The organism is Escherichia sp. E2661, from assembly GCF_004745185.1.
Taxonomy (GTDB): domain Bacteria; phylum Pseudomonadota; class Gammaproteobacteria; order Enterobacterales; family Enterobacteriaceae; genus Escherichia.
In genome coordinates, this window is sequence record NZ_PDIG01000019.1 from 251,465 (window position 1) to 274,354 (window position 22,890).

14 protein-coding genes and 4 pseudogenes are annotated in these 22,890 nt (G+C 48.2%); 5 read left to right on the plus strand and 13 right to left on the minus strand.

All coding sequences use genetic code 11. The annotated features are described in order from the left end of the window. Nucleotides 1–337 precede the first annotated feature (337 nt). From gadW to CRI63_RS10815, 3 genes are all read right to left on the minus strand, one after another. A complete protein-coding gene (gene gadW, locus CRI63_RS10805) occupies nt 338–1,066 on the minus strand; it encodes an acid resistance transcriptional activator GadW (RefSeq protein WP_135519508.1) in 729 nt (242 codons plus the stop codon). A 368-nt stretch (nt 1,067–1,434) separates the two neighbouring features. Next, nucleotides 1,435–2,250, minus strand: coding sequence for a DNA-binding transcriptional regulator GadX (gene gadX, locus CRI63_RS10810; RefSeq protein WP_135519600.1), 816 nt, complete (start codon nt 2,248–2,250; stop codon nt 1,435–1,437). Between the two features lie 394 nt (nt 2,251–2,644). Beyond that, nucleotides 2,645–4,045, minus strand: a complete 1,401-nt coding sequence (locus CRI63_RS10815; RefSeq protein WP_135381088.1) for a glutamate decarboxylase — start codon at nt 4,043–4,045, stop codon at nt 2,645–2,647. A 500-nt stretch (nt 4,046–4,545) separates the two neighbouring features. Here CRI63_RS10815 and CRI63_RS10820 point away from each other — a divergent pair, with 500 nt between their 5' ends. Next, nucleotides 4,546–6,195, plus strand: a complete 1,650-nt coding sequence (locus CRI63_RS10820; RefSeq protein WP_135487082.1) for an alpha,alpha-trehalase — start codon at nt 4,546–4,548, stop codon at nt 6,193–6,195. Nucleotides 6,196–6,245: 50 nt separating this feature from the next. Here the strand turns inward: CRI63_RS10820 and CRI63_RS10825 are convergent, their stop codons facing one another. After that, entirely contained in the window at nt 6,246–6,848 is a 603-nt protein-coding gene (locus tag CRI63_RS10825; protein WP_064527789.1) for a response regulator transcription factor, read from the minus strand. A 515-nt stretch (nt 6,849–7,363) separates the two neighbouring features. Here CRI63_RS10825 and CRI63_RS10830 point away from each other — a divergent pair. The 3 genes and pseudogenes from CRI63_RS10830 (at nt 7,364) to CRI63_RS10840 (ending at nt 11,059) form a co-directional block, all read left to right on the plus strand. Next, nucleotides 7,364–8,263 (plus strand): LysR family transcriptional regulator, encoded by a 900-nt coding sequence (locus tag CRI63_RS10830; protein ID WP_205713407.1) that lies wholly within the window; start codon nt 7,364–7,366, stop codon nt 8,261–8,263. A gap of 48 nt (nt 8,264–8,311) precedes the next feature. Further along, nucleotides 8,312–9,326: pseudogene (gene yhjD, locus CRI63_RS10835) on the plus strand (inner membrane protein YhjD). 410 nt (nt 9,327–9,736) lie between these two features. Then, entirely contained in the window at nt 9,737–11,059 is a 1,323-nt protein-coding gene (locus CRI63_RS10840) for an MFS transporter (RefSeq protein ID WP_130210130.1), read from the plus strand. 181 nt (nt 11,060–11,240) lie between these two features. On the opposite strand, the gene CRI63_RS10845 is transcribed toward CRI63_RS10840, so the two are convergent. Next, complete coding sequence (locus CRI63_RS10845) at nt 11,241–13,301, minus strand: AsmA family protein (RefSeq protein ID WP_135519515.1); 2,061 nt, start codon at nt 13,299–13,301, stop codon at nt 11,241–11,243. Nucleotides 13,302–13,369: 68 nt separating this feature from the next. Then, nucleotides 13,370–14,137, minus strand: coding sequence for a cyclic-guanylate-specific phosphodiesterase (pdeH, locus tag CRI63_RS10850; RefSeq protein ID WP_130222959.1), 768 nt, complete (start codon nt 14,135–14,137; stop codon nt 13,370–13,372). Between the two features lie 232 nt (nt 14,138–14,369). On the opposite strand from pdeH, the gene kdgK reads away from it, so the two are divergent. Further along, the gene (kdgK, locus tag CRI63_RS10855; protein WP_135519517.1) at nt 14,370–15,299 is read left to right on the plus strand and encodes a 2-dehydro-3-deoxygluconokinase; all 930 of its coding nucleotides are present in this window, start codon (nt 14,370–14,372) and stop codon (nt 15,297–15,299) included. Here the strand turns inward: kdgK and CRI63_RS10860 are convergent. The 7 genes and pseudogenes from CRI63_RS10860 to hmsP all read right to left on the minus strand — a co-directional run bounded on the left by CRI63_RS10860 (nt 15,271) and on the right by hmsP (nt 22,822). After that, nucleotides 15,271–15,855, minus strand: a complete 585-nt coding sequence (locus CRI63_RS10860) for a hypothetical protein (RefSeq protein WP_130222963.1) — start codon at nt 15,853–15,855, stop codon at nt 15,271–15,273. The genes kdgK and CRI63_RS10860 overlap by 29 nt on opposite strands. 75 nt (nt 15,856–15,930) lie before the next feature. Beyond that, complete coding sequence (locus CRI63_RS10865; protein ID WP_130222965.1) at nt 15,931–16,422, minus strand: hypothetical protein; 492 nt, start codon at nt 16,420–16,422, stop codon at nt 15,931–15,933. A 340-nt stretch (nt 16,423–16,762) separates the two neighbouring features. Next, nucleotides 16,763–17,017 (minus strand): hypothetical protein, encoded by a 255-nt coding sequence (locus CRI63_RS10875; protein WP_135519519.1) that lies wholly within the window; start codon nt 17,015–17,017, stop codon nt 16,763–16,765. Then, nucleotides 17,017–17,442, minus strand: coding sequence for a hypothetical protein (locus CRI63_RS10880; RefSeq protein WP_135519521.1), 426 nt, complete (start codon nt 17,440–17,442; stop codon nt 17,017–17,019). The genes CRI63_RS10875 and CRI63_RS10880 overlap by 1 nt, the downstream gene beginning before the upstream one ends. Nucleotides 17,443–17,645: 203 nt before the next feature. Next, a pseudogene (locus CRI63_RS10885) lies at nt 17,646–19,143 on the minus strand (pitrilysin family protein). A gap of 219 nt (nt 19,144–19,362) precedes the next feature. Then, nucleotides 19,363–20,650, minus strand: a pseudogene (gene dctA / locus CRI63_RS10890) (C4-dicarboxylate transporter DctC). 182 nt (nt 20,651–20,832) lie between these two features. Further along, nucleotides 20,833–22,822: pseudogene (gene hmsP / locus CRI63_RS10895) on the minus strand (biofilm formation regulator HmsP). Between the last annotated feature and the right edge of the window lie 68 nt (nt 22,823–22,890).

Sequence of the window (22,890 nt, forward strand, 5' to 3'; positions counted from 1 at the left end):
TGAGGGTTCAGCCTTACTCTTTCCCGCTAACCACTCGCCACTCAACAGCCAGCTTACCGCCAGGAACATCAGACTCAGTAAACAGCATTGAAAGTAGAACCCGCTCCAACCGTTGGTTATCAATTTAAACAACACGACACTGACCAGAATTCCCGTAATTGTATGAATTGCAAACTTAATAATCCTGAACATGCCGCGTCTTTTCCTCCTGAAAATACGTTTACTGTTTTGCAAACTGCGAAAGCAAACTTGCCGGTGACCCGGCAGAGTTAATGAGGAAAGATTTTCACATGAAGTGGGAGGGAGATCCTGACCGACTTTCGAATGAGAAATCCCGTCAGTTAAAGGTCCCTGTTGACTGTTGCGCAAACTGGTGCGGTGTTACGCCATAGTACTGGCGGAAAGTATTAATAAAGTACGACGTACTACTATAGCCACATTTTTCTGCGACCATCGGCAGCGGGATTTGTCGTAACTCGAGCAATCGTCTGGCCATCGACATTCGCGAGGCCAACAATATTTTACTGAAGCAGGTATTTTCATCCTGCAATTTTTTCTTGATTAAGCTTTCACTGGTATACATTTTTTCGGCGATATCACGCAGATACCAACGTTTGGCTATATCAAAGCTAATAATGCGTTCAACTTTACCTGAAACGGTACTAATGCTATTAAAAAGGAAGGGAATAAGTTCTTTATTTCGCGAAAACATCGAAAGGCAGGAAAAGTAAAGCATATTACTTAATGTCCTGGACGCAATATCTTCTTGAGCAAAACTATCAAATATCGCAGTGACCAGCGGCATTGGTGGTGTTGGGTTAACCAACAACCGTTTTTTACCATGCAGCCCTAAACACCGACCCGAAAGACGGATATTGTACAAATAATGGCTAATGATCCTTTCATCGATATCTAGTCTGCGGGCATAGGATTCATCAAAAGGAAAATTCTCCACCATATTTTTGTCCATCAAAAGAATACTCTCTTTTTGCAAATAGAGTTTTTGCTGCTCATGATAAATATCAAATGAACGGCGGGTGAGGATCACTGAGCAAACGTGTGTCATGACAAGCCCTTATATTCCATTACTACAACCATTACAATTTCAGTATACAAATGAAATGATGTATGACTCCTGTAAAAATCCAAAACTGCCAAAATTGGTAGGACCAAAAAGTAATCACATACATAAGCGCATATATCAGTTAAGCCATAAAAAGTAAATGCATGCGTGATATATCTTAAATTTGTGTATAGCTTATGTTTATAAAAAATTGGCTGATCTTATCTCCAGCAAAAGTTATATTTAACCCACTGAGAGCACAAAGTTTCCCGTGCCAACATGGAGTGTTATAACGGCTTATTAGTCTGGAGACGGCAGACTATCCTCTTCCCGGTCCCCTATGCCGGGTTTTTTTTATCTTCAAAAAGCAATTATAACCTTACTATCCTTTCATGGTGACAACACTTTTCTGCTACACAAATATCCATTATCAGATGGTTATCACACCCTCTTTCAGCTATTCGTTCATGATACTCTGTCGGTGTCATGCCATAATAATTGCGAAAAACATAAATAAAATACGACACACTGTTATAGCCACACGACACGGCTACTCGCTTTATAGAAAAGCCATGAATTACAATGAGTTGTAACGCGCGTCGCATTCTACATTCGGTAAGCAGTTGCGAATAAGACGTCTCTTCTTCACGTAATTTTTTCTTTAACAAACTAGGACTCATCAATAACTCGCTGGCTATTTTCGCCAATGACCATTCATGAGCGACATTACGGTTAATAACCGTACAAACCCGCGTTCGCATATTGGGCTGTAGGATATTCATGAGTAGCGCTATAAACTGTTCATCTTCAAGAAAAACCGACAATATCGCGAATATTAATGCCCTGTTACGTAAAACCTCACCATAGCGGAGATTTTTACTCTGTGAAAGCTGTACAACTTCCTGAAAAACAGGGATATCTCGGGTACAGTGATGCACAATTAACGAAGGAACTTTTTTACAGGCATGAAGATTTAATGCCTCCTCCTTGAGCATCGGGAGAAATAATGAAAGTGTTTCCCTCGTGACAAAGACGACATTCTCTGCACATTTATCAACTAAAATCTGGTTTGCATCCGCAAAAACCAAATCACCACCGTTAAAACAGCGATATTCACCATTCTGCATGGTAAGAATATATTTATGCTTTGCGTACGCAATTAAACAAGTTCCATGTAGTGATTGCATCATTAATACACTATAACAGAAACATATTATTGTATTTAATGTAGCACGCCGACACCCTAAGTCAAATCGCGACTTAAACAAAGCTTAAATGAAAAAAAGAATAGCATCCTAAGTGGTTAGAAGCATTGTTCCGGGTCACTTATTTTTCAATGTGTTAGAGAAAAAAATAAGCAATAATAACGAATATGAATAATAACTGATGCATTCTATTGTAATTTGCACAAGGTTTAATTTACATTGCAAATTATTCAATTATATGATTTTCCCAAAAAACAAAAAATGATCAGAATTAGCATTCTGATCATTACGCCACTGCTCTTATTTATAGGATATATTTCTTTACCGTGAATGAATTACACCCGCATGCTCCTGGCATGCAGGTGACATTCGGTTATCAGGTATGTTTAAAGCTGTTCTGCTGGGCAATGCCCTGCAGTTTCGGGTGATCGCTGAGGTATTTCAGGGAGGCTTTGTAGTCTTCCAGCAACAGTTCAGCGAAGTCCATTTCGAAGCCACGGCGGCACATAATGCGCATTACCACGATGTCGGTGGCTTCACCGCCGAGAGTAAATGCCGGAACCTGCCAGCCGCGCAGACGCAGACGTTCAGAGAGGTCATACAGGGTATATCCTGGATTTTCCCCGTCTTTCAGTTTGAAGCACACCGCCGGGATACCTTCATCCGGGCGACCCGTACAGATGAACTCATACGGCCCCAGTTTGGCGATTTCATCCGCCAGGTAAGCAGCAACCTGGTAAGAGGCGTTCTGTACTTTGGTATAACCTTCACGACCGAGGCGCAGGAATTCATAGTACTGGGCAATCACCTGACCTGCCGGACGGGAGAAGTTGATGGCGAAAGTACCAATCTGACCGCCGAGATAGTCAACGTTGAATACCAGTTCTTTCGGCAGCGCTTCTTCGTCACGCCAGATAACCCAGCCGCAGCCCAGCGGAGCCAGACCGAATTTATGGCCTGAAGCACTGATCGATTTCACGCGCGGCAAGCGGAAGTCCCAGACAATATCCGGCGCCACGAACGGCGCAAGGAAACCACCGCTGGCGGCGTCGATGTGCATGTCGATGTCGATACCGGTGTCGGCCTGGAATTTATCCAGTGCATCGTGCAGCGGTTGCGGGAACTCATAGTTACCGGTATAGGTCACGCCGAAAGTCGGTACCACGCCAATGGTGTTTTCGTCGCAGGCCTCAATCATGCGTTTCGGATCCATGAATAGCTGACCGGGACGCATAGGGATCTCACGCAGCTCGACATCCCAGTAGCGGGCAAATTTATGCCAGCAGATTTGCACCGGGCCGCAGACCAGGTTTGGTTTATCGGTCGGCTTACCTGCGGCTTCCATACGCTTGCGCCAACGCCATTTCATCGCCATCCCGCCGAGCATACAAGCCTCGGAAGAACCAATGGTGTTGGTGCCAACGGCCTGGCCGTTTTTCGGTGCAGGCGCGTGCCACAGGTCAGCAACCATATTTACACAGCGCAGGTCGATGGCTGCAGATTGCGGATATTCTTCTTTGTCGATCCAGTTTTTGTTGATCGACAGATCCATCAATTTATGGACATTTTCGTCGTCCCAGGTCTGGCAAAAAGTTGCCAGATTCTGACGCGCGTTACCGTCGAGAAATAATTCATCATTGATAATTTGAAATGCGACATCATCACGCATTTCATGCAGCGGAAAATGTTTAGATTCCGCGATAGTAGAAATTGCCTTCGCGCCAAAACGCGAGTCGAGTAGTTCTGAGCGGAAATCCGTTAACAGCTTCTGGTCCATTTCGAACTCCTTAAATTTATTTGAAGGCAATAAAAAAGTAGGATTTATCTGGAATGGGCGCAAGGGGTTACGGGTATAATTTAAATAACAAAATCCTAAGCATAAAATTGATTTATTTATATAATAAAAGAGCACTATTAATATTTACACCAGAAATTACCAAATTAATTTCAAATATATAATTGAGGAATGCCTGTTATTTCTTTAATTACCAAATAGATTTTACTTCCTTCGGCATTCTTACACAGATAACTGCTACTCTTATTTGTAACAACAACGATGTACTTGCTTTTATCATAGAGTGCGTGAATGTTCCGAAAATGAAATTTTGCAAAAAAAAACGTTTATCACTCATTTTCTTTGTATATTAAGGAGTTATATTTTTTGACACATTAATAAACGTGATCTTCCGCACACTTCATCCCCCATCGACCGTAGCGAATGACTACCCTTAAAGGAAAGCCCGATAATTAGAGACGAATTTCGGAGGTCGGATCCTTATGCTCAATCAGAAAATTCAAAACCTTAATCCAGATGAACGGATGATCGAAGTCGATCTCTGCTATGAGCTGGATCCGTATGAATTAAAACTGGATGAGATGATTGAGGCAGAGCCAGAACCCGAGATGATTGAGGGGCTACCCGCCTCTGATGCGCTGACCCCTGCCGATCGTTATCTCGAACTGTTCGAGCATGTCCAGTCGGCGAAAATTTTCCCTGACAGCAAAACCTTCCCTGACTGCGCCCCCAAAATGGACCCGCTGGATATCTTAATCCGCTATCGTAAAGTGCGCCGTCATCGCGATTTCGACTTACGCCAGTTTGTTGAAAAGCACTTCTGGCTGCCGGAAGTCTACTCCAGCGAGTATGTATCGGACCCGCAAAACTCACTGAAAGAGCATATCGACCAACTATGGCCGGTGTTAACCCGCGAACCCCAGGATCATATTCCCTGGTCTTCCCTGCTGGCGCTACCGCAATCGTACATTGTCCCGGGGGGCCGTTTTAGCGAAACCTACTATTGGGATTCCTATTTCACCATGCTGGGGCTGGCAGAGAGCGGGCGTGAGGATTTACTGAAATGCATGGCCGATAACTTCGCCTGGATGATAGAAAACTATGGCCACATCCCCAACGGCAACCGCACCTATTATTTGAGCCGCTCGCAGCCACCGGTTTTTGCGTTAATGGTGGAGCTATTTGAAGAAGATGGTGTGCGCGGTGCACGCCGTTACCTTGATCATCTAAAAATGGAATATGCCTTCTGGATGGACGGCGCAGAATCACTGATTCCGAATCAGGCCTATCGCCATGTGGTGCGGATGCCGGACGGCGCCCTGCTCAACCGTTATTGGGATGACCGCGACACGCCGCGCGATGAATCCTGGCTGGAAGATGTGGAAACCGCGAAACACTCCGGTCGCCCGCCTAACGAGGTGTATCGCGATTTACGCGCAGGTGCCGCTTCTGGCTGGGATTACTCATCACGCTGGCTACGTGACGCGGGCCGTCTGGCAAGCATTCGCACTACCCAATTCATCCCCATCGACCTTAATGCTTTCCTGTTTAAACTGGAGAGCGCCATTGCCAACATCTCGGCGCTGAAAGGTGAGAAAGAGACAGAAACGCTGTTCCGCCAGAAAGCCAGCGCCCGCCGCGATGCAGTTAACCGTTATCTCTGGGATGATGAAAACGGCATCTACCGCGATTACGACTGGCGGCGCGAGCAGTTAGCCCTCTTTTCCGCTGCCGCTATTGTGCCGTTATACGTGGGCATGGCGAATCACGAACAGGCAGATCGCCTGGCAAACGCAGTACGTAGCCGTTTACTGACGCCGGGAGGGATTCTGGCGAGCGAGTATGAAACCGGAGAACAGTGGGATAAACCCAACGGCTGGGCGCCATTGCAGTGGATGGCGATTCAGGGATTTAAAATGTACGGCGATGACTATCTGGGTGATGAAATCGCGCGTAGCTGGCTGAAGACAGTGAACCAGTTTTACCTGGAACACCACAAACTGATCGAGAAATACCATATTGCCGATGGCATTCCCCGTGAGGGCGGCGGGGGCGAATATCCGTTGCAGGATGGATTTGGCTGGACCAACGGTGTGGTACGGCGCCTGATAGGTTTGTACGGCGAACCGTAATAGTTTTACAGCCAGCCACGAACAACCTGCTGGCTATAAAATTACCCTCTTCAGGAGGCGATATTTAACATCATCGCCGCCTGAGTGCGGTTTTTCACTTCCAGGCGGCGGTAAAGCGACTCCAGATGCGCTTTAACCGTTCCGGTACTGATATTTAGCGCCCTGCCGATCTCTTTATTTGATTCACCTGCCGCCAACATAGTTAAAATTTCCCGCTGGCGGGCACTTAGCGATTTGAGATCTTTTGTGTCTTTTTCCGGTGTAGTTCGCCAGTCTCCGGGCAGAAACATCATTCCCATTGCCGCGCTATTTACCGCCAATGCAAACGTCTCGACGGCTGAATCACGCGGTACAATTGCCATCACGTTAAAATGGATAACTTCCTGTAACCATCGTTTGCTGCAATCCGTCGCCGTTATCAACACTTTAACATCAGGAAATTGCACTACGGTTTTTTGCAGTAACCAGTAGCAAAACTCACCATCCTGATCGCCATCAAGCATGACTAAGGCTTCAGGGGAGCTTTCCAGTTTTTGCCACAGTTCATCTGCCTGATCGACGCCCTGAATACTCACTCCTGGAATACGCTGCTGTAAGCTGATTTTCATTCCGTGAATAAATATTGACTGCCTGTCAAACATGATTATATGCATTACTGAATCTCCACCTGGATACGTTAAAACTCTTAAGTAGGGGAAGGGTATTACCCGAGAGGCAAAATAAGAATTCGCCATTTGGCGGTAGCCATTCTACAGATATGCAATGTGGAAAATAGTTACCGATATAAATAGTTACAGCTGACGGCCTGAAATTACATGTCGAGGGCATTATTTAAAACATTTTTGAGGAAATCCTTATATCTTCGTCTGACAGGCATTCAAATAAACCGTGATTTTCGCGAGAGCTGGCTAAATACCTGACCGCAAAACGATTAAATTGCGCACGAAAAGCCAATACTGCATTTACTATTTTGCAGGAAATTGCTGAAAAGACAGTCTTTCAAGCGTTATTTTTCCTTTCCAGTGAAGCTTATCAGCCATTTCCTTCTAAAAAATACCGGGATTAATCATTACTACATTGTGAAACCTTGCATTAGATGCTAGAAAAAACAATAAATAATGCGCTATGCGCATTACTGTTTCGCTGTGAACAACAATTGGTCAAAGAAATGGATAAAATTCACGCAATGCAGTTGTTCATTAAGGTCGCAGAGCTGGAAAGTTTTTCCCGTGCAGCGGATTTCTTTGCTTTGCCAAAGGGAAGTGTTTCGCGCCAGATACAGGCACTGGAACATCAGCTTGGCACCCAGTTGCTGCATCGCACTACGCGGCGGGTCAAACTTACCCCCGACGGCATGACCTATTACCAACGAGCGAAAGATGTGTTGAGTAATCTCAACGAACTGGACGGCCTGTTTCAGCAGGATACCACCAGCATCAGCGGCAAATTACGCGTCGATATCCCGCTCGGAATTGCGAAAAACCTGTTGCTGCCGCGCCTGCCAGAATTTCTTCATCAGTACCCAGGGATTGAACTGGAATTAAGTAGCAGTGACCGGGCGATTGATATTCTTCGTGATGGCTATGATTGCGTGATGCGCACGGGCTCGTTGCCCGACGAGGGTATTATTACCCGCCCCCTCGGCAAACTGACGATGGTCAACTGTGCCAGCCCGCACTATCTGACGCGTTTTGGTTATCCGCAAAGTGTGGACGATCTGACTTCGCACGCGGTGGTGCATTACACGCCGCATTTGGGCGCGCATCCATTAGGTTTTGAGGTTGCCACCAGTAATGGCGTCCAGTGGTTTAAGTCCGGCGGCATGTTGACGGTAAACAGTAGCGAAACCTATTTCGCCGCCGGCCTGGCGGGTCTGGGTATCATTCAAATCCCCCGAGTCGCCGTGCGCGAAGCCCTACGCGCCGGGCGGCTTATTGAAGTATTGCCCAACTACCGCGCCGAGCCGCTATCCATTTCTCTGGTTTATCCCCAGCGTCGGGAGCTTTCCCGCCGTGTAAATCTGTTTATGCAGTGGCTGGCTGGCGTAATCAAAGAGCACCTGGACTGACCGACTATACTTTTTAAGACAGACAACGAAAGAAGGACTAAAGAGCGGATGACGCAGGAAAACGAGATCAAACGTCCCACCCAGGATCTGCAGCACGAGCCGATTAAACATCTGGATAATAGCGATAAAGGCAGCAAAGTCAGTCAGGCGTTGGAAACCGTCACCACCACTGCCGGGAAAGTCCAACGTCAACCCATCATCGCGCACCTGATACGCGCGACAGAACGCTTCAATGATCGGCTGGGTAACCAGTTTGGCGCGGCAATCACTTATTTCTCGTTTTTATCGATGATCCCGATTTTGATGGTGTCGTTTGCCGCAGGGGGCTTTGTGCTGGCCTCCCATCCGATGCTGCTGCAGGATATCTTCGACAAAATTCTGCAAAACATCAGCGATCCGACGCTGGCGGCCACATTGAAAAATACCATCAACACCGCCGTTCAGCAGCGTACGACCGTAGGGCTTGTCGGCCTGGCGGTGGCGCTTTATTCCGGGATTAACTGGATGGGAAATTTGCGTGAAGCAATTCGCGCTCAATCGCGTGATGTTTGGGAACGTTCACCGCAAGATCAGGAGAAGTTTTGGGTTAAGTATCTGCGTGATTTTATTTCACTAATTGGTTTATTGATTGCGCTGATTGTCACGCTTTCAATAACCTCGGTTGCCGGTTCGGCGCAGCAAATGATTATTAGCGCCCTGCACCTTAACAGTATTGAGTGGCTGAAACCGACGTGGCGGTTGATTGGCATGGCGATTTCTATCTTCGCTAACTATCTGCTTTTCTTCTGGATCTTCTGGCGTCTTCCGCGTCATCGCCCGCGTAAAAAGGCGCTGATTCGTGGAACATTCATCGCGGCTATTGGTTTTGAAGTCATTAAAATCGTGATGACGTATACCCTGCCGTCGTTGATGAAATCCCCGTCTGGCGCGGCATTTGGTTCCGTGCTGGGGCTGATGGCGTTTTTTTTACTTCTTTGCCCGTCTGACGTTGTTTTGCGCGGCGTGGATTGCCACCGCCGAATACAAAGACGACCCGCGAATGCCGGGGAAAACGCAGCATTAAAATAGGTCGGATGCGGCGTAAACGCCTTATTCGGCCTACGAATTTATTCGACCTGGCTCGCCGTAGGCCGGATAAGATGCACCAGCATCGCATCCGGCTATAATGCGCACATAACCACCTGAAACTCTTCCCCAGAGCCTCTTCAGCCATCTCTTCGGGAGCCAACAATTTCACACCAACTCATAAACCCAGCATATAAATCCAGTTGGTAACTTTTATTTAACCTGAAACCAGTTTTATCCACCATTTATGAAATTGTGTGAAGCATTTCATAGAAGAAAAATCACTCGTCTAAACATTATCCGCTTTTTGCCTGATTTTTAACCTTTTCCGCGATTTGTTACACATTGAAATATCACTTTTGCTGTGCGTAATATGGCTATTCGTTCGCCAAAAAATAAGAAAAGATTATGCAAGCAACAGCCACAACACTCGACAACGAGCAAGAATACAAGCCGATAAACTCACGTAATAAAGTCCTTGTCGCCTCCCTCATTGGCACGGCCATTGAGTTCTTCGACTTCTACATTTACGCCACTGCGGCCGTTATTGTGTTCCCGCATATCTTCTTCCCGCAGGGCGATCCGGCGGCAGCGACGCTACAGTCGCTCGCCACCTTCGCCATCGCTTTCGTCGCACGCCCAATCGGTTCTGCCGTATTTGGTCATTTCGGCGATCGCGTTGGGCGTAAAGCGACGCTGGTCGCCTCGTTGCTAACGATGGGGATTTCAACAGTGGTGATTGGTCTGCTGCCGGGCTACGCCACGATTGGTATTTTCGCCCCGCTGCTGCTGGCACTGGCTCGATTTGGTCAGGGGCTGGGATTAGGCGGTGAATGGGGTGGCGCAGCGCTGCTGGCAACCGAGAACGCACCACCGCGTAAACGTGCGCTGTACGGCTCCTTCCCACAGCTGGGCGCACCGATTGGCTTCTTCTTTGCTAACGGCACTTTTCTGCTGCTTTCCTGGCTGCTGACTGATGAGCAGTTTATGAGCTGGGGCTGGCGCGTGCCGTTTATCTTCTCGGCGGTGCTGGTCATTATCGGCCTGTATGTTCGCGTGTCGCTGCATGAGTCACCGGTGTTTGAGAAAGTCGCTAAAGCGAAAAAGCAGGTGAAGATCCCGCTGGGTACTCTGTTAACCAAACACGTACGCGTCACGGTGCTCGGTACCTTCATCATGCTGGCAACCTATACGCTGTTTTACATCATGACCGTCTACTCTATGACCTTCAGTACCGCCGCCGCGCCAATTGGGCTTGGCCTGCCGCGCAATGAAGTGCTGTGGATGCTGATGATGGCAGTTATTGGTTTTGGCGTGATGGTACCAGTAGCCGGATTGCTGGCCGATGCCTTTGGGCGGCGTAAAAGCATGGTGATCATCACGACGCTTATCATCCTGTTCGCGCTGTTCGCCTTTAATCCACTGCTCGGTTCTGGCAATCCTATTCTGGTTTTTGCTTTCCTGCTGCTGGGGTTAAGCCTGATGGGGCTGACCTTCGGGCCGATGGGCGCGCTGTTACCAGAGTTGTTCCCGACAGAAGTGCGTTACACCGGAGCATCGTTCTCTTACAACGTAGCGTCGATTCTCGGGGCTTCCGTTGCGCCATATATCGCGGCCTGGTTGCAAACTAACTACGGGTTAGGTGCGGTGGGGTTATATCTGGCAGCAATGGCTGGCTTGACGTTAATCGCCCTGCTGCTGACGCATGAGACGCGACATCAGTCGTTGTAATAAGAGTGAAAAGCCTGATGCGCTACGCTTATCGGGCCTGAATTTCCATACAATATATTGAATTTGCAAGGATTTGTAGGACGGATAAGGCGTTCACGCCGCATCCGGCATGAACAAAGCGCACTTTGCCAACAATCTAAATCTGTTTAATTGCCGGATGTCAGACATCCGGCAATTATCATCACTTCTTCATCTGCGATAAAATCGTCCGACACTGATTAGCCTCCCCTTCGGAAGGTGAGATCAGCGCCAGCAAGGCCGCAGCTGGCGTCACCAGCGTTGCCAGTGCCGCCGCAACAGCACCTCGGGCAATCAACGGCCCGGCTTTCACCCCAGCCTGCGGATTTTTAAACGTCCCACGCACATACAGTGGCGAACGCAGCGTGATAATCCGAATCCCTTTACTCTCCGGATCAATAGTCAAATCCAGCTGTTCCGAAGCAAAACTTGCCGTGCCGGTAACATTAATCAACGCGTTCTCAGTATCAAAAGCAAAAATCTGCGGACGCGCCACGCCGTTGGCAATATTCAGATTTGCTGCCGCGCAGTTCACCCGCACCTCATCATCACCGAAGATCGCACCGACAATGTAGTTACCGACGTTCAGCCCGACAATCTCCATCAGGTTGCGGCTCACCAGCCCGTCATTCATCAACAGTTTCAGGTTACCGTTACTGTTCCCCAAAAGCGCCGCCACTGAGTTACCGCTACCGCGTAGTTCCGCATCACCGTTCATTTCCCCCAGCGTTTTTTGCATCAGTTCCACATCTGGCATCAGTTCTTTCAGTTTCAGTCGACGAGCCTGAATATCTGCCCGCCCTTGCATCGGCTTTTTATCGCCTTCCAGATGAATATTCGCCGCAATGCTGCCGCCCGCCATGCCAAATTTCAGCGGTTGCAGGCGTAGGTCAGCGTTTTTGAGGATGATATGGGTAGAAAGATCGCTAATCGGCAGGCTGCTGCCATGCTCAATACGACGGCCTTTGAATCGAACATCGGCATCCATGACATCCCATTTATCGGTTTCGAAGCGGTCATACGGCAGCACTTTGCCCGCAGGCTGAACGCTTTTTTCGCCCTTCTTCTGTTCAGACCGTTTCGACTTTTCCGCTCCTTTACCGGAATCAACGCCAATTAACGGCCCTAAATCTGCCAGCCGCAATTGCCGCGACTCGACATCACCTTCCAGTTTTGGCCGTGGCTTACCGGTGGTGTAGACCAGAGAACCGTGAATATCGCTATCGCCAATACGCCCGTTAAAGCCTCGATAATCAAAGACCGACGATTGTTCCGTGTCGATTTTCGCTACCAACCGACCATCGGTTTCAAACGGTGGGGTATCAGGCAGCAGAACGCCTGTCAGTTCATAGAGATCGCCCAGCGAATCGCCGGAAAATTTAAGCCGTAAATCGACGCCGCCCATTTTCATTGGGTCATTCACTACGCCATCAAAAGCAACACGGGTGTTACCAGAGCGAAAATCAGCCTGTACCGGAAACGGCGTCCCTTCGCCACGCAGCGCCAGCATACCGCCGATTTTTCCCGTGCCCGTGAGCGGTTCGCCGTTATAACGTCCCTGCGCCTTCAGGCCAAAAACGTAATCGCCCACCTTTTCTTTCTCGTTCTTACCTTTCGATCCGCTGACTTCACTGAACGGCAACGGCTTGCCTAATGGATCGACAAAAATTTCCAGATCCGCTTTGCTGACTTTGTCATCAATGGCGATCCGCCCTTGATCGAACAGAATATTATCCAGCCGAAACGACCACGCCGACGGCTTTGCATCCGCGTCTTTGTTGTCATCGCTGGCGAGATTAAACGTCCAGTTGTTGTTCTTTTCTGAGAGGCGAATCAGGCGTGCGTCGGGCTTTTCCAGTTTGATCCACGGTAGCCAGACCGTTTTGGTCAGCAGCGCCAGAGGGGCCAGCGTTGCTTCTACCCGTGGCAGATGCACCATTGTGACTTCGGGAATGTCTGGCGGGTTGCCGAGAATGATGTCTTCCGCGTGTACATGGGGCCACGGCACCCAGCTGCGCCAGCCGGTCTCCTGTTTTTGCCGCTCCCATACCACACCCAGATCGCCACGAATAGCGAACGGGCGATTCAACTCCGCAGAGACTTTCTGGTTGATGGTCGGTTTGAGTCGATTCCAGTCAAAAGTCGCAATCAAAATGATCGCCACGACGAGCAACAACAAGAAAGCCCCTGAAATCGAAGCGGTTATTTTGCCTGCCTTGCTCATAGTTCGCTTCCTCATATTCTTCCTGGGCCAGTCCTAAAGATAGTCCAGCCAGGCGGAAAATGAGGCGGCTACACCACCAGAGCCACCGTATCCAGCGTTTCTATCGGTGCCGGACGCGAAAGAAACCAGCCTTGTGCGGCGAATGCGGGGGAATTCTGCACATCGCACCACTCCTCCTGCGTTTCCACACCTTCGACGATCACTCCGCGACAATAGCGATTCATTAGATGTAAAAGCTGCGAAAAGAGCGTGCGGCCTTCCGGCGACTGGCGCAGCATCACAAACAGTTCGCGAGCGATTTTAATGTAGTCATAACGGACTTCACTTAGCGCGGAGAAATTTGCCATCCCGGTGCCAAAATCATCAAGCCATAACGGGCCAAATTCACACATCGAGGCAAAGGTTGAATCTTTCGGCAGGCGGATATGTTCTACCAGTTCAAAACGCAGCCAGGGAAGGCGGTCAATCTGACGCAAAATTTCCGGCTGCTGACGTAGGGCGAGAAGTGTCGGACCATCGATATTAACCGATGCCAGCAGGCCATGCTCAACAAAGAACACGGCTTTTTGCGCCAGCAAATCAATCTGTTCTTTCACCACATCCATACGATGTCTGATGGTGATTTCAGCAAAATAACGATCCGGCGGCAGTCGTTGCGAAGGATCCTCGGGATGAGTAACGACCGTTAATAGCTCTACGGCCATCAACCGACCGGATGTCTGGTAAATCGGTTGCCAGGTGTAAGCACGTTCACACTGCAACCAAAAGCGTCGTTCCTGCAAGCTTTCGATACTTGCTTCAGGATGGCTTATTCGCTGAATAACCTGCCTTATCATCGAAGATGTCCTGTGTTTAAAAGTGATGCTGCCCGGACTCGACAAATGTTATCGGCGCGCAACGTCAGAACTTTACCGCCCGAAGCGGCTAAATTTGCCCGTCCTGCGGCGAAATCGTCCAGGAATACGTTCTGGCTCAAAAAAATAATGGAACAGTGTTTTAATATAGTTGACCAACAAACCACCACAGCGCAAACTAACGCTAATTTTTTTACAGATCAGGTTCACGACTATGTCCAAAAAGATTGCCGTGATTGGCGAATGCATGATTGAGCTTTCCGAGAAAGGCGCAGACGTTAAGCGCGGTTTCGGCGGCGATACCCTGAACACCTCCGTCTACATCGCCCGTCAGGTCGATCCTGCGGCATTAACCGTTCATTACGTGACGGCGCTGGGAACGGACAGTTTTAGTCAGCAGATGTTGGACGCCTGGCACGGCGAGAACGTTGATACTTCCCTGACCCAACGGATGGAAAACCGCCTGCCGGGCCTTTACTACATTGAAACCGATGACACTGGCGAACGTACGTTCTACTACTGGCGTAACGAAGCCGCCGCCAAATTCTGGTTGGAGAGCGAGCAATCAGCGGCGATTTGCGCAGAGCTGGCGAAATTCGATTATCTCTACCTTAGCGGGATTAGCCTGGCGATTTTAAGCCCAACCAGCCGCGAGAAACTGCTTGCTCTGCTGCGCGAATGCCGCGCCAATGGCGGAAAAGTGATTTTCGACAATAACTACCGTCCGCGCCTATGGGCCAGCAAAGAAGAGACGCAGCAGGTGTATCAGCAAATGCTGGAATGCACGGATATCGCCTTCCTGACGCTGGACGACGAAGACGCGCTGTGGGGTCAACTACCGGTGGAAGACGTCATTGCGCGCACCCATAAAGCGGGCGTGAAAGAAGTAGTGGTAAAACGTGGAGCGGATTCTTGCCTGGTGTCCATTGCAGGTGAAGCGTTAGTTGATGTTCCGGCGGTGAAACTGCCGAAAGAAAAAGTGATCGATACCACTGCTGCGGGTGACTCTTTCAGCGCCGGTTATCTGGCGGTACGTCTGACAGGCGGCAGTGCGGAAGACGCAGCGAAACGTGGGCATTTGACCGCAAGTACCGTTATTCAGTATCGCGGCGCGATTATCCCGCGTGAGGCGATGCCGGAATAATGGTTTTTGACGGAGAACGGGTAGATATTCGTTCTCCGTTAATCGCCTTGCAGGGGTGAACCGAACTATGCTGATAATTTGAAGTAAACTGTTGACGCATATCATTCAAACCACGAGTAAAATTAAGCGGGTTCTCACCTTTAATTTCGACCGTGACGAAGACATTCCCATTGTTGTTAAAGAAGTCAAAATAATAGTCATGTTGATGACGACGATTGGTTTTAAATTGACGAAATGATAAATAGCAGCGGTCATCGTAGGTAATTAAATAATCATTTTCTCCATATTCGTTTATCATCTTGTTTTTCAGGCTACCATCGAAGAGCACTGTATACTTATCTCTGTCAGCAAATAATCCGGCATCCGTTTCTCGGTTGATCGTGTTGACGCTGATGCCGAATTCTATTTTTACCTTGTCTTTATCGATATTATTTCTTGTGCTGACATAAATATTATTGGCATCCCAAAGTAAGAGAAAGTTTTTGTTGCAGGAATAAAGACCTGTTAAGCAAAGAATGACTGTTAGCAAGAATAGTATACGTTTTTTGTTGCGCATTTATACTCCTTTAAATCCGTTGATGTCGCAAAAAAAAAACACCTACATTTTTAGATGAACCAGACTAATAACTCATCAATTAAAGTTGTTAAAAAAAGAAAAATTTACTAACGTTTCATCATAACCTAACGAAAGAATGTCTTTTTCCATTGGTTTAATAATATTTCCCCATTGTATTTTGAATTCAGATACTGGGATTTCAATTGTGGAAGTTTTAATAATCGAGTTGATACCATAAAGATATCTTACGTCAAACCAATAAGCGGTTATATTGATGGTCTCTGAGCTTTTATGCTCAAATTCCCAACGGGTAGTGAACGTACTGGATAAAAAACACATAAAAAACTGTTTAGTACCCAGTTCTAACTGCTCAAATATATTGACGATATCATTATAGATATCGCTAATATCTCCTTTTCTATCTAAACATAAAACGACTTTATCAAACACCATAAGGATATCGTTTGTATAATCAGTATAGGTTGAGTATATGGCTTCTGATACCGAGAGATCTTCGTCATCTTTTACTCCCAAAGGAGTTTCTTTGATTGCTATCAATTTAAACATAATGTTTTTATTTTCTTAGCGCAAGTTATTGTATGGTTTCCATGAAATTATCAAAAATCTTTCTTAGCGAATCATAAATATGGAATTTATTTCGCTGATTTAATTTATAATCCCCCGTTTCAACGTACATAACTTCTGACATACAACTTAAATCATCCCAAACTGTAAACCTGGCAATATAGATATCATTCTCAAAATCAATAACTATGCTGGTTGATAATGTATTGGTATTGCATTTAATATTATGCCCCGTGTTTTTCTGCACCCATAATATAAACTGTGTAAGAATCAACGACTGCCCACAAAATGGGAAAACTCACTTATTCTGCAAAGTTACTTATTAAGAAGCCCACTCCTCATTTTTTGGCAAATAGCCCTTTCGCCAACAGGTCAGAATTTTAAAACTCGCTTGCAAATAAAATTTATTAGCCGAATCGTTTTTAACCATTCTGACTAACGTCATCTCACCCGTTCTCTTATCTATCACGAACTCGCCGTAATCAGATCTACAATAGTCAGAAGATGTAGGTCCAAATTCATATTTTACTACTTTATCAGTTTCTTCAATTTTCAATATTCCTATATGATAGGCCATTATTTAACACCATCTATTCCCTGGCAACGTATACAGCGAAAACCAGTAGCTAAAATCTCAACATAACTATCATAACCTACTATAATATAATGTTTTAACTTCAACCGTTTTTTAGGGTCATATAATTTCTCTTTTTCTTCAAGCGGTACAGAATTCATTACTTGATATATACCTGAGTCCGGATTTGCACTATCAACCTTCTTAATAACAATATTGTTATAGTTGGCTTCATAAAAATTGACGGTAGCACACTTAACTTCAGCAACAGTAGTGAAGACCAGTTCAATTTGAACATAATCTTTCTCTGCTGATAGTAACTCCAGAGCATCTACTTTAATGTTGACGCCATCAGACTCTGTATATGTTAAAGATAAATAAGTTGTGGAAATCCTGAATCCAATCGATTGTGATTTTAACACAAGCATAAACTCACTCCTTCCAGGAGGCACCAGTATAATTTATTCAGCTAATAAATAATTAAACCCACTCTACGGTAAGTTTATTTTAATAATGAATGGTTATCTGCACGCTACCGCCGTGCCTGGAAAAATATCTACGGGTATATCACGGCAACTTATTCATTACCGTTAATCCCGGCAGCGCAGAAGAAACGCTGCCGGGTTATTTATTACTGTGCGGGTGGAATATCCGTCACTTCAGGATGGACGTCATCCGTGGCAACAGATGTGGCGGCAGCCGCAGTCGATGGGGCCATGATTTGATCCCAGGCCGCCTGCAACGCTTTCATGTTAAATTCCGGCTCGCCTTTCGGCTGCAACAGAATTAACGCCATGTCGTTCGACAGTTGCTGACGCAAATCCTGATTTAACATCTCCACCGTCAGGCTGTTAAGGAAATCCTGGCGCAGTTTCTGATATTGCTCCGGTGCGATATCGACAACCTGATTTTGCAACGAACGCATCCGCTGGCCCATCAGAATATCGGTATCAGCTCGCGCATAGGCGGCAAACAATTTCTGCAACTCCAGTTTCTTTTGCGCCACCAGAGCGTTGAACTCTTCTTCCGGCAGACCTTTGTCACGAACTTTCGCCAGCTCACGCGCCACCAGATTAAGGTTGCTGTTCAGCTTGTCGTTTGGTGACTCGATGTTGATGGCACACTGCGCACGCAGATACAGCACACGACAGTCAAATCCAAGACCAATGTCTTTACTGTTACTGGCGCTTAATGCTTGCTGAACGTGCCAGAACAGCGCCTCACGGGCCAGGTCCGCACGCCAGTAGCGCAGCAGTGCGGCTGATTCACGTATCGGCTGCCACGGCGTATCCCACATGATGGATAACCGGTCCTGGCGTACCGCATCGGTCATAATACTCACCGCTTCCGCACGCAGAGGAGAAAGCGTCGGCACCGGAGCCGGTGTTTCACGTTTGCCTTTCAGTTCGCCAAACGTTTTTGTTGATTTGGTCTACAACCGAGCGCGCATCAACGTTCCCCACCACCAGCAGCGTCATTGCATCCGGGGTGTACCATTTCTGGTAGAAGTCTTTAATCTTTTCTGCTTCAACGGGTTGTTTCAGCGGATCGGCAGGATCGTGACCTAACAAGGTTGATCCTTTCAGACGATAGCGCCACCAGCCTTCTTTGGTGTCGGCAGGCCAGGTTGCCACCATGTCCTGACTTTGCAGCGCATGGTTGATGGTTTCTGGCGTGATAGTCAGTTTGCCACTGGCATTTGCCAGATAAGAGAGCGCCTCTTTCAGCAAGTCGTTGCGGTTATTTGGCAGACTAAGATTAAACAGCGTGGTGTCGTAAGAGACGATCACCGGCGGCATCGGGCGCTTAGGGTCGATCCCCTGTTGCCACAGTGAACGTGCCTGTGCCGCTTCAAGGCCACCGCTTTGCGTCAGCGCGATGCGGGGAATGGCATGACTATAACCGCTCTGTTGGGTACTTTCGGCGAGCGAACCGGTATTAACCAGCAGGCGAATTTCAACACGATCGCTGGGACGCTGGGGCGTGGTCAGCACTTGCCACTGTAAACCGTTGGAGAGCGTCCCCTGTTGCCATGCTGGATCAGGCTGGAGCGCATCTGCCTGCACATAGCCAGCAGTGGCCATCATCAGCAAACCGCCCGCTAAAAGTCGAATTTTTGTGCCCTGCATGTGAACCCCTGATCAACTATCCTGGTAATAAAAAACTGCCCGTTGTCGGCCAGTCTAAATGACATTGAAAACACTTCGTGTTAGACCGCAAGAATATAAAAATGTCACGGAAGAAGTGAAATAAACCTGAACTCACCCAGGTGGTAAGTTCAGGCACAGGGGGCAATTATGCGCAAACACCCGCACTCGGGGAAGGGAGTGCGGGCATAAGTGGTGAGATTAAGAGGATAATTCGTGCGTTTTGCCTTCCGGCGCACGATTATTCAGCACATCGTCCAGTTTTTTGTGGTCCAGTTCTTTAACCCACTTAGCGACCACGATGGTTGCTACACCGTTACCGACCAGGTTAGTCAGCGCACGAGCTTCCGACATGAAGCGGTCAATACCGAGGATCAGCGCCAGACCCGCCACCGGCAAATGGCCTAACGGCTGAAAGCGTCGCCGCCAGCACGATAAAGCCACTGCCCGTTACCCCTGCCGCCCCTTTAGAAGAAAGCAGCAACACGATTAACAGCGTGATTTGGTGGACGATATCCATCTGACTGTTAGTGGCCTGGGCAATAAACACCGCCGCCATCGTCAGGTATATCGATGTGCCATCAAGGTTAAACGAGTAGCCTGTCGGGATGACCAACCCCACCACCGATTTCCGGCAGCCGAGTTTTTCCATCTTGTCGAGCATACGTGGCAGCGCCGATTCGGAAGACGATGTTCCCAACACAATCAGCAGTTCTTCACGAATGTAGCGGATAAATTTGAAGATACTGAAACCGGTCGCTTTAGCGATTGAACCCAGTACCAGCACCACAAACAGGATACAGGTGATGTAGAAGCAGATAATCAGCTGCCCCAACTGCACCAGTGTTCCGACGCCGTATTTACCGATGGTAAATGCCATCGCCCCGAACGCCCCAATCGGTGCCAGGCGCATGATCATATTGATGATGCCGAAGATGACCTGCGAGAAACTTTCGATAACGTTAAAAATCAGCTGGCCTTTGCTGCCCAGACGATGCAGCGCAAAACCAAACAGTACGGCAAACAGCAGCACCTGCAGGATGTTACCGCTGGCAAACGCGCCAATGACGCTCGCCGGGATGACATCCATAATGAAGGCGACAATGCCCTGGTCTTTCGCCTGCGCGGCGTAAACGGCTACCGCTTTCGCATCCAGACTCGCCGGATCGACGTTCATTCCAGCACCTGGCTGGACAACGTTAACGATAATAAGACCAATAATCAGCGCGATGGTACTGACTATCTCAAAGTAAAGCAGTGCGACTGCGCCGGTACGACCGACCGCCTTCATGCTTTCCATGCCCGCAATGCCAGTGACTACGGTACAAAAGATGACGGGAGCGATGATCATCTTAATGAGCTTAACGAATCCGTCGCCAAGCGGTTTCATTTGCTCGCCTATTTCAGGGTAGAAATGGCCAAGGAGAATACCAATGGCTATCGCTGTCAGGACCTGAAAGTAAAGGCTTTTAAACAGAGAGGTTTTCATAGGGTGTCCTTTAGTAAAACCACAGGTCTTGTAAGGTTATGGGGTACCTGCGGCCTTAAAATAACACCCAGACAACATCACAGAAATGTACCTGGATCATAATTGAAACAAAAATGTTAAAAAGTTTGAGCTGGCTCGCACAAACCAGCACTTTTTAAAGTTTTGTAATCAGTTTGGGGTAGCTACTTTTCTTCCAGGTAACTCTCTTCGAAGATTTCAATGGGAAGTGGACGTGCAAAAAGGAAGCCCTGGGCAATTCCAACGCCCGCCTTTGCCAACCAGTCACGTTGTGCTTCTGTCTCTACGCCTTCAGCAATGATTTGCAGATTCAGGCTTTTCGCCAACATGATAATCGCGGCAATCATGCTGCTATCTTCCGGCAAACCATCAATGAACATTTTGTCGATTTTCAAAACGTCCACCGGGAGAGATTTCATATGCTGCAACTGACGCAACCCTGAATAGCCCATACCGAAATCATCCAGCGCCACCTGTACTCCGGCGTTGCGCAGCGGACGAAGGATTGCCACCGCCGCGTGAGGGTCATCAATGCGTCGGCTTTCTGTCACTTCCAGAATCAGCGTTCCTGGCTGAACACGATAGCGCGTTAACAGTTCCAGCATATCCGCCACCATATTCGGGTGCATCAGTTGCAGAGCTGAGATGTTCACCGATAATGGCAGCATAATGCCGCGCTCCTGCCAGGAGGCAAGCAGTCGGCATGACTCTTCCAGCACCCAGTGACCGACGGTAACCATCAGTCCACAAGACTCAATACGATCAATTAACCCATCCGGTAGGTCCCAACTCCCATCCGGTTGCTGGATACGCAATAACACTTCCGCGCTGACTAATTTGCCGCTGGTCATCTCAACTTGTGGTTGTAGCCAAATCGCAAACTGATGATTTTCAAGCGCATTAAGGATATCGCTCTCTTCCGTCAGCCGCTGTTGAGCGGCTTCCATCTGCTGCGGATCATAGAACTGAATCTGATTCTTCCCTTTATGACGAGCAGTAAACGCCGCAGAAATAGCACGACCATAAAGTTGTTCGGCGGTGATATCGCCATAGAACATCGCCACGCCGATGTTACAGTGTGGGCGCAGTTGAATGCGATCAATCGGCAAAGGCTCGCGCATGATAGTGAGTACTTGCTGACCTAACGTAATAGCGTGCCACGGCTCCTGCACACCGTTGGCGATAACAGCGAAGTCATAGCCACTGACCTGCGCGAGAACCATGCGCGGCGACAGCACCGACTTGAGTTTTTCCACCAGCGTAAGTAGCAGGATTTCCCGCTGTGCCTCTTTCAGCACACCGGCGGTGTCGCGCAGGGTTTCGCAGGTGATAATCATCAGCGCAGTCGTCTGTTTACGCGTCACCACCTGTTCCAGCATCTCCATCAGCAGGGCTTTGTTTGGCAAGTCCGACACCGGGAAGCGCATCGCGTTTTCGATCTGCTCTTCATAATGGCGCTGCAACAGTTGCTGGTTAAGGTTATAACTGCGCACCAGCATGCCTATTTCATCGTCCTGATGCAGACGCGGCAGCGCCAGCTGATGGCCGATAATCTCTTGCGGTGGAATGGCGTTCAGCTCACGAGCAATATTGCGTAAAGGATGTAATATCAGTCGGTTAATACACCAGCTAATCGCCACTGTCAGGATGAGCGATAAAAGTAAGTAAATGGTCACTAACGTTGAGAGCGTACTCATCACGAACTTATACATGCGGAAGGAATCCGCCTGTAACACCAGATAGGCAATCGGTTGTGGGTTTGCCGGGCGCTCCAGCGAGTAGACGCCCAGCGAGATTTGCACCGGTAGTTCGAGCAGTCGGGTAACCATTACCGGCACCGGGCGTTCGGGAATAAAACTTTTACGCAGCGCCTGGAACTGGTTAGGCAGCACCACATCTGCGCGGCTGACCACGCCCGCAGGTTTGATGCTGGAGAGAATGGCCTCCGCCTGGGGAATATCCCCTTTGAGGATGGCTGAGGACAAGGGTTCGCGGACAGAACGAGCAATGCTTTCCAGTTGCGTAGCCGTGTTATAGCGATTCTGCTGTACCAGATGGAACAGCAAAACGGTGCAAAAAACAAAAGACAAACACCAGAACAACGGCCGCCACCATTGCCATCTGCTTGATTGTTAACGAACGACTAACGCGCAAATTATCTCTCCCCCGGAAATCCCAGACTGCCGCCCGAGTATACCCGATCGCAGCGGCATTAAGAGAGG

Bases quoted from the DNA above. Each gene is read 5' to 3' on its own strand.
- gadW (WP_135519508.1), bottom strand. From the start codon at position 1,066: ATGACACACGTTTGCTCAGTGATCCTCACCCGCCGTTCATTTGATATT.
- gadX (WP_135519600.1), bottom strand. From the start codon at position 2,250: ATGCAATCACTACATGGAACTTGTTTAATTGCGTACGCAAAGCATAAA.
- CRI63_RS10815 (WP_135381088.1), bottom strand. From the start codon at position 4,045: ATGGACCAGAAGCTGTTAACGGATTTCCGCTCAGAACTACTCGACTCG.
- CRI63_RS10820 (WP_135487082.1), top strand. From the start codon at position 4,546: ATGCTCAATCAGAAAATTCAAAACCTTAATCCAGATGAACGGATGATC.
- CRI63_RS10825 (WP_064527789.1), bottom strand. From the start codon at position 6,848: ATGCATATAATCATGTTTGACAGGCAGTCAATATTTATTCACGGAATG.
- CRI63_RS10830 (WP_205713407.1), top strand. From the start codon at position 7,364: ATGGATAAAATTCACGCAATGCAGTTGTTCATTAAGGTCGCAGAGCTG.
- CRI63_RS10840 (WP_130210130.1), top strand. From the start codon at position 9,737: ATGCAAGCAACAGCCACAACACTCGACAACGAGCAAGAATACAAGCCG.
- CRI63_RS10845 (WP_135519515.1), bottom strand. From the start codon at position 13,301: ATGAGCAAGGCAGGCAAAATAACCGCTTCGATTTCAGGGGCTTTCTTG.
- pdeH (WP_130222959.1), bottom strand. From the start codon at position 14,137: ATGATAAGGCAGGTTATTCAGCGAATAAGCCATCCTGAAGCAAGTATC.
- kdgK (WP_135519517.1), top strand. From the start codon at position 14,370: ATGTCCAAAAAGATTGCCGTGATTGGCGAATGCATGATTGAGCTTTCC.
- CRI63_RS10860 (WP_130222963.1), bottom strand. From the start codon at position 15,855: ATGCGCAACAAAAAACGTATACTATTCTTGCTAACAGTCATTCTTTGC.
- CRI63_RS10865 (WP_130222965.1), bottom strand. From the start codon at position 16,422: ATGTTTAAATTGATAGCAATCAAAGAAACTCCTTTGGGAGTAAAAGAT.
- CRI63_RS10875 (WP_135519519.1), bottom strand. From the start codon at position 17,017: ATGGCCTATCATATAGGAATATTGAAAATTGAAGAAACTGATAAAGTA.
- CRI63_RS10880 (WP_135519521.1), bottom strand. From the start codon at position 17,442: ATGCTTGTGTTAAAATCACAATCGATTGGATTCAGGATTTCCACAACT.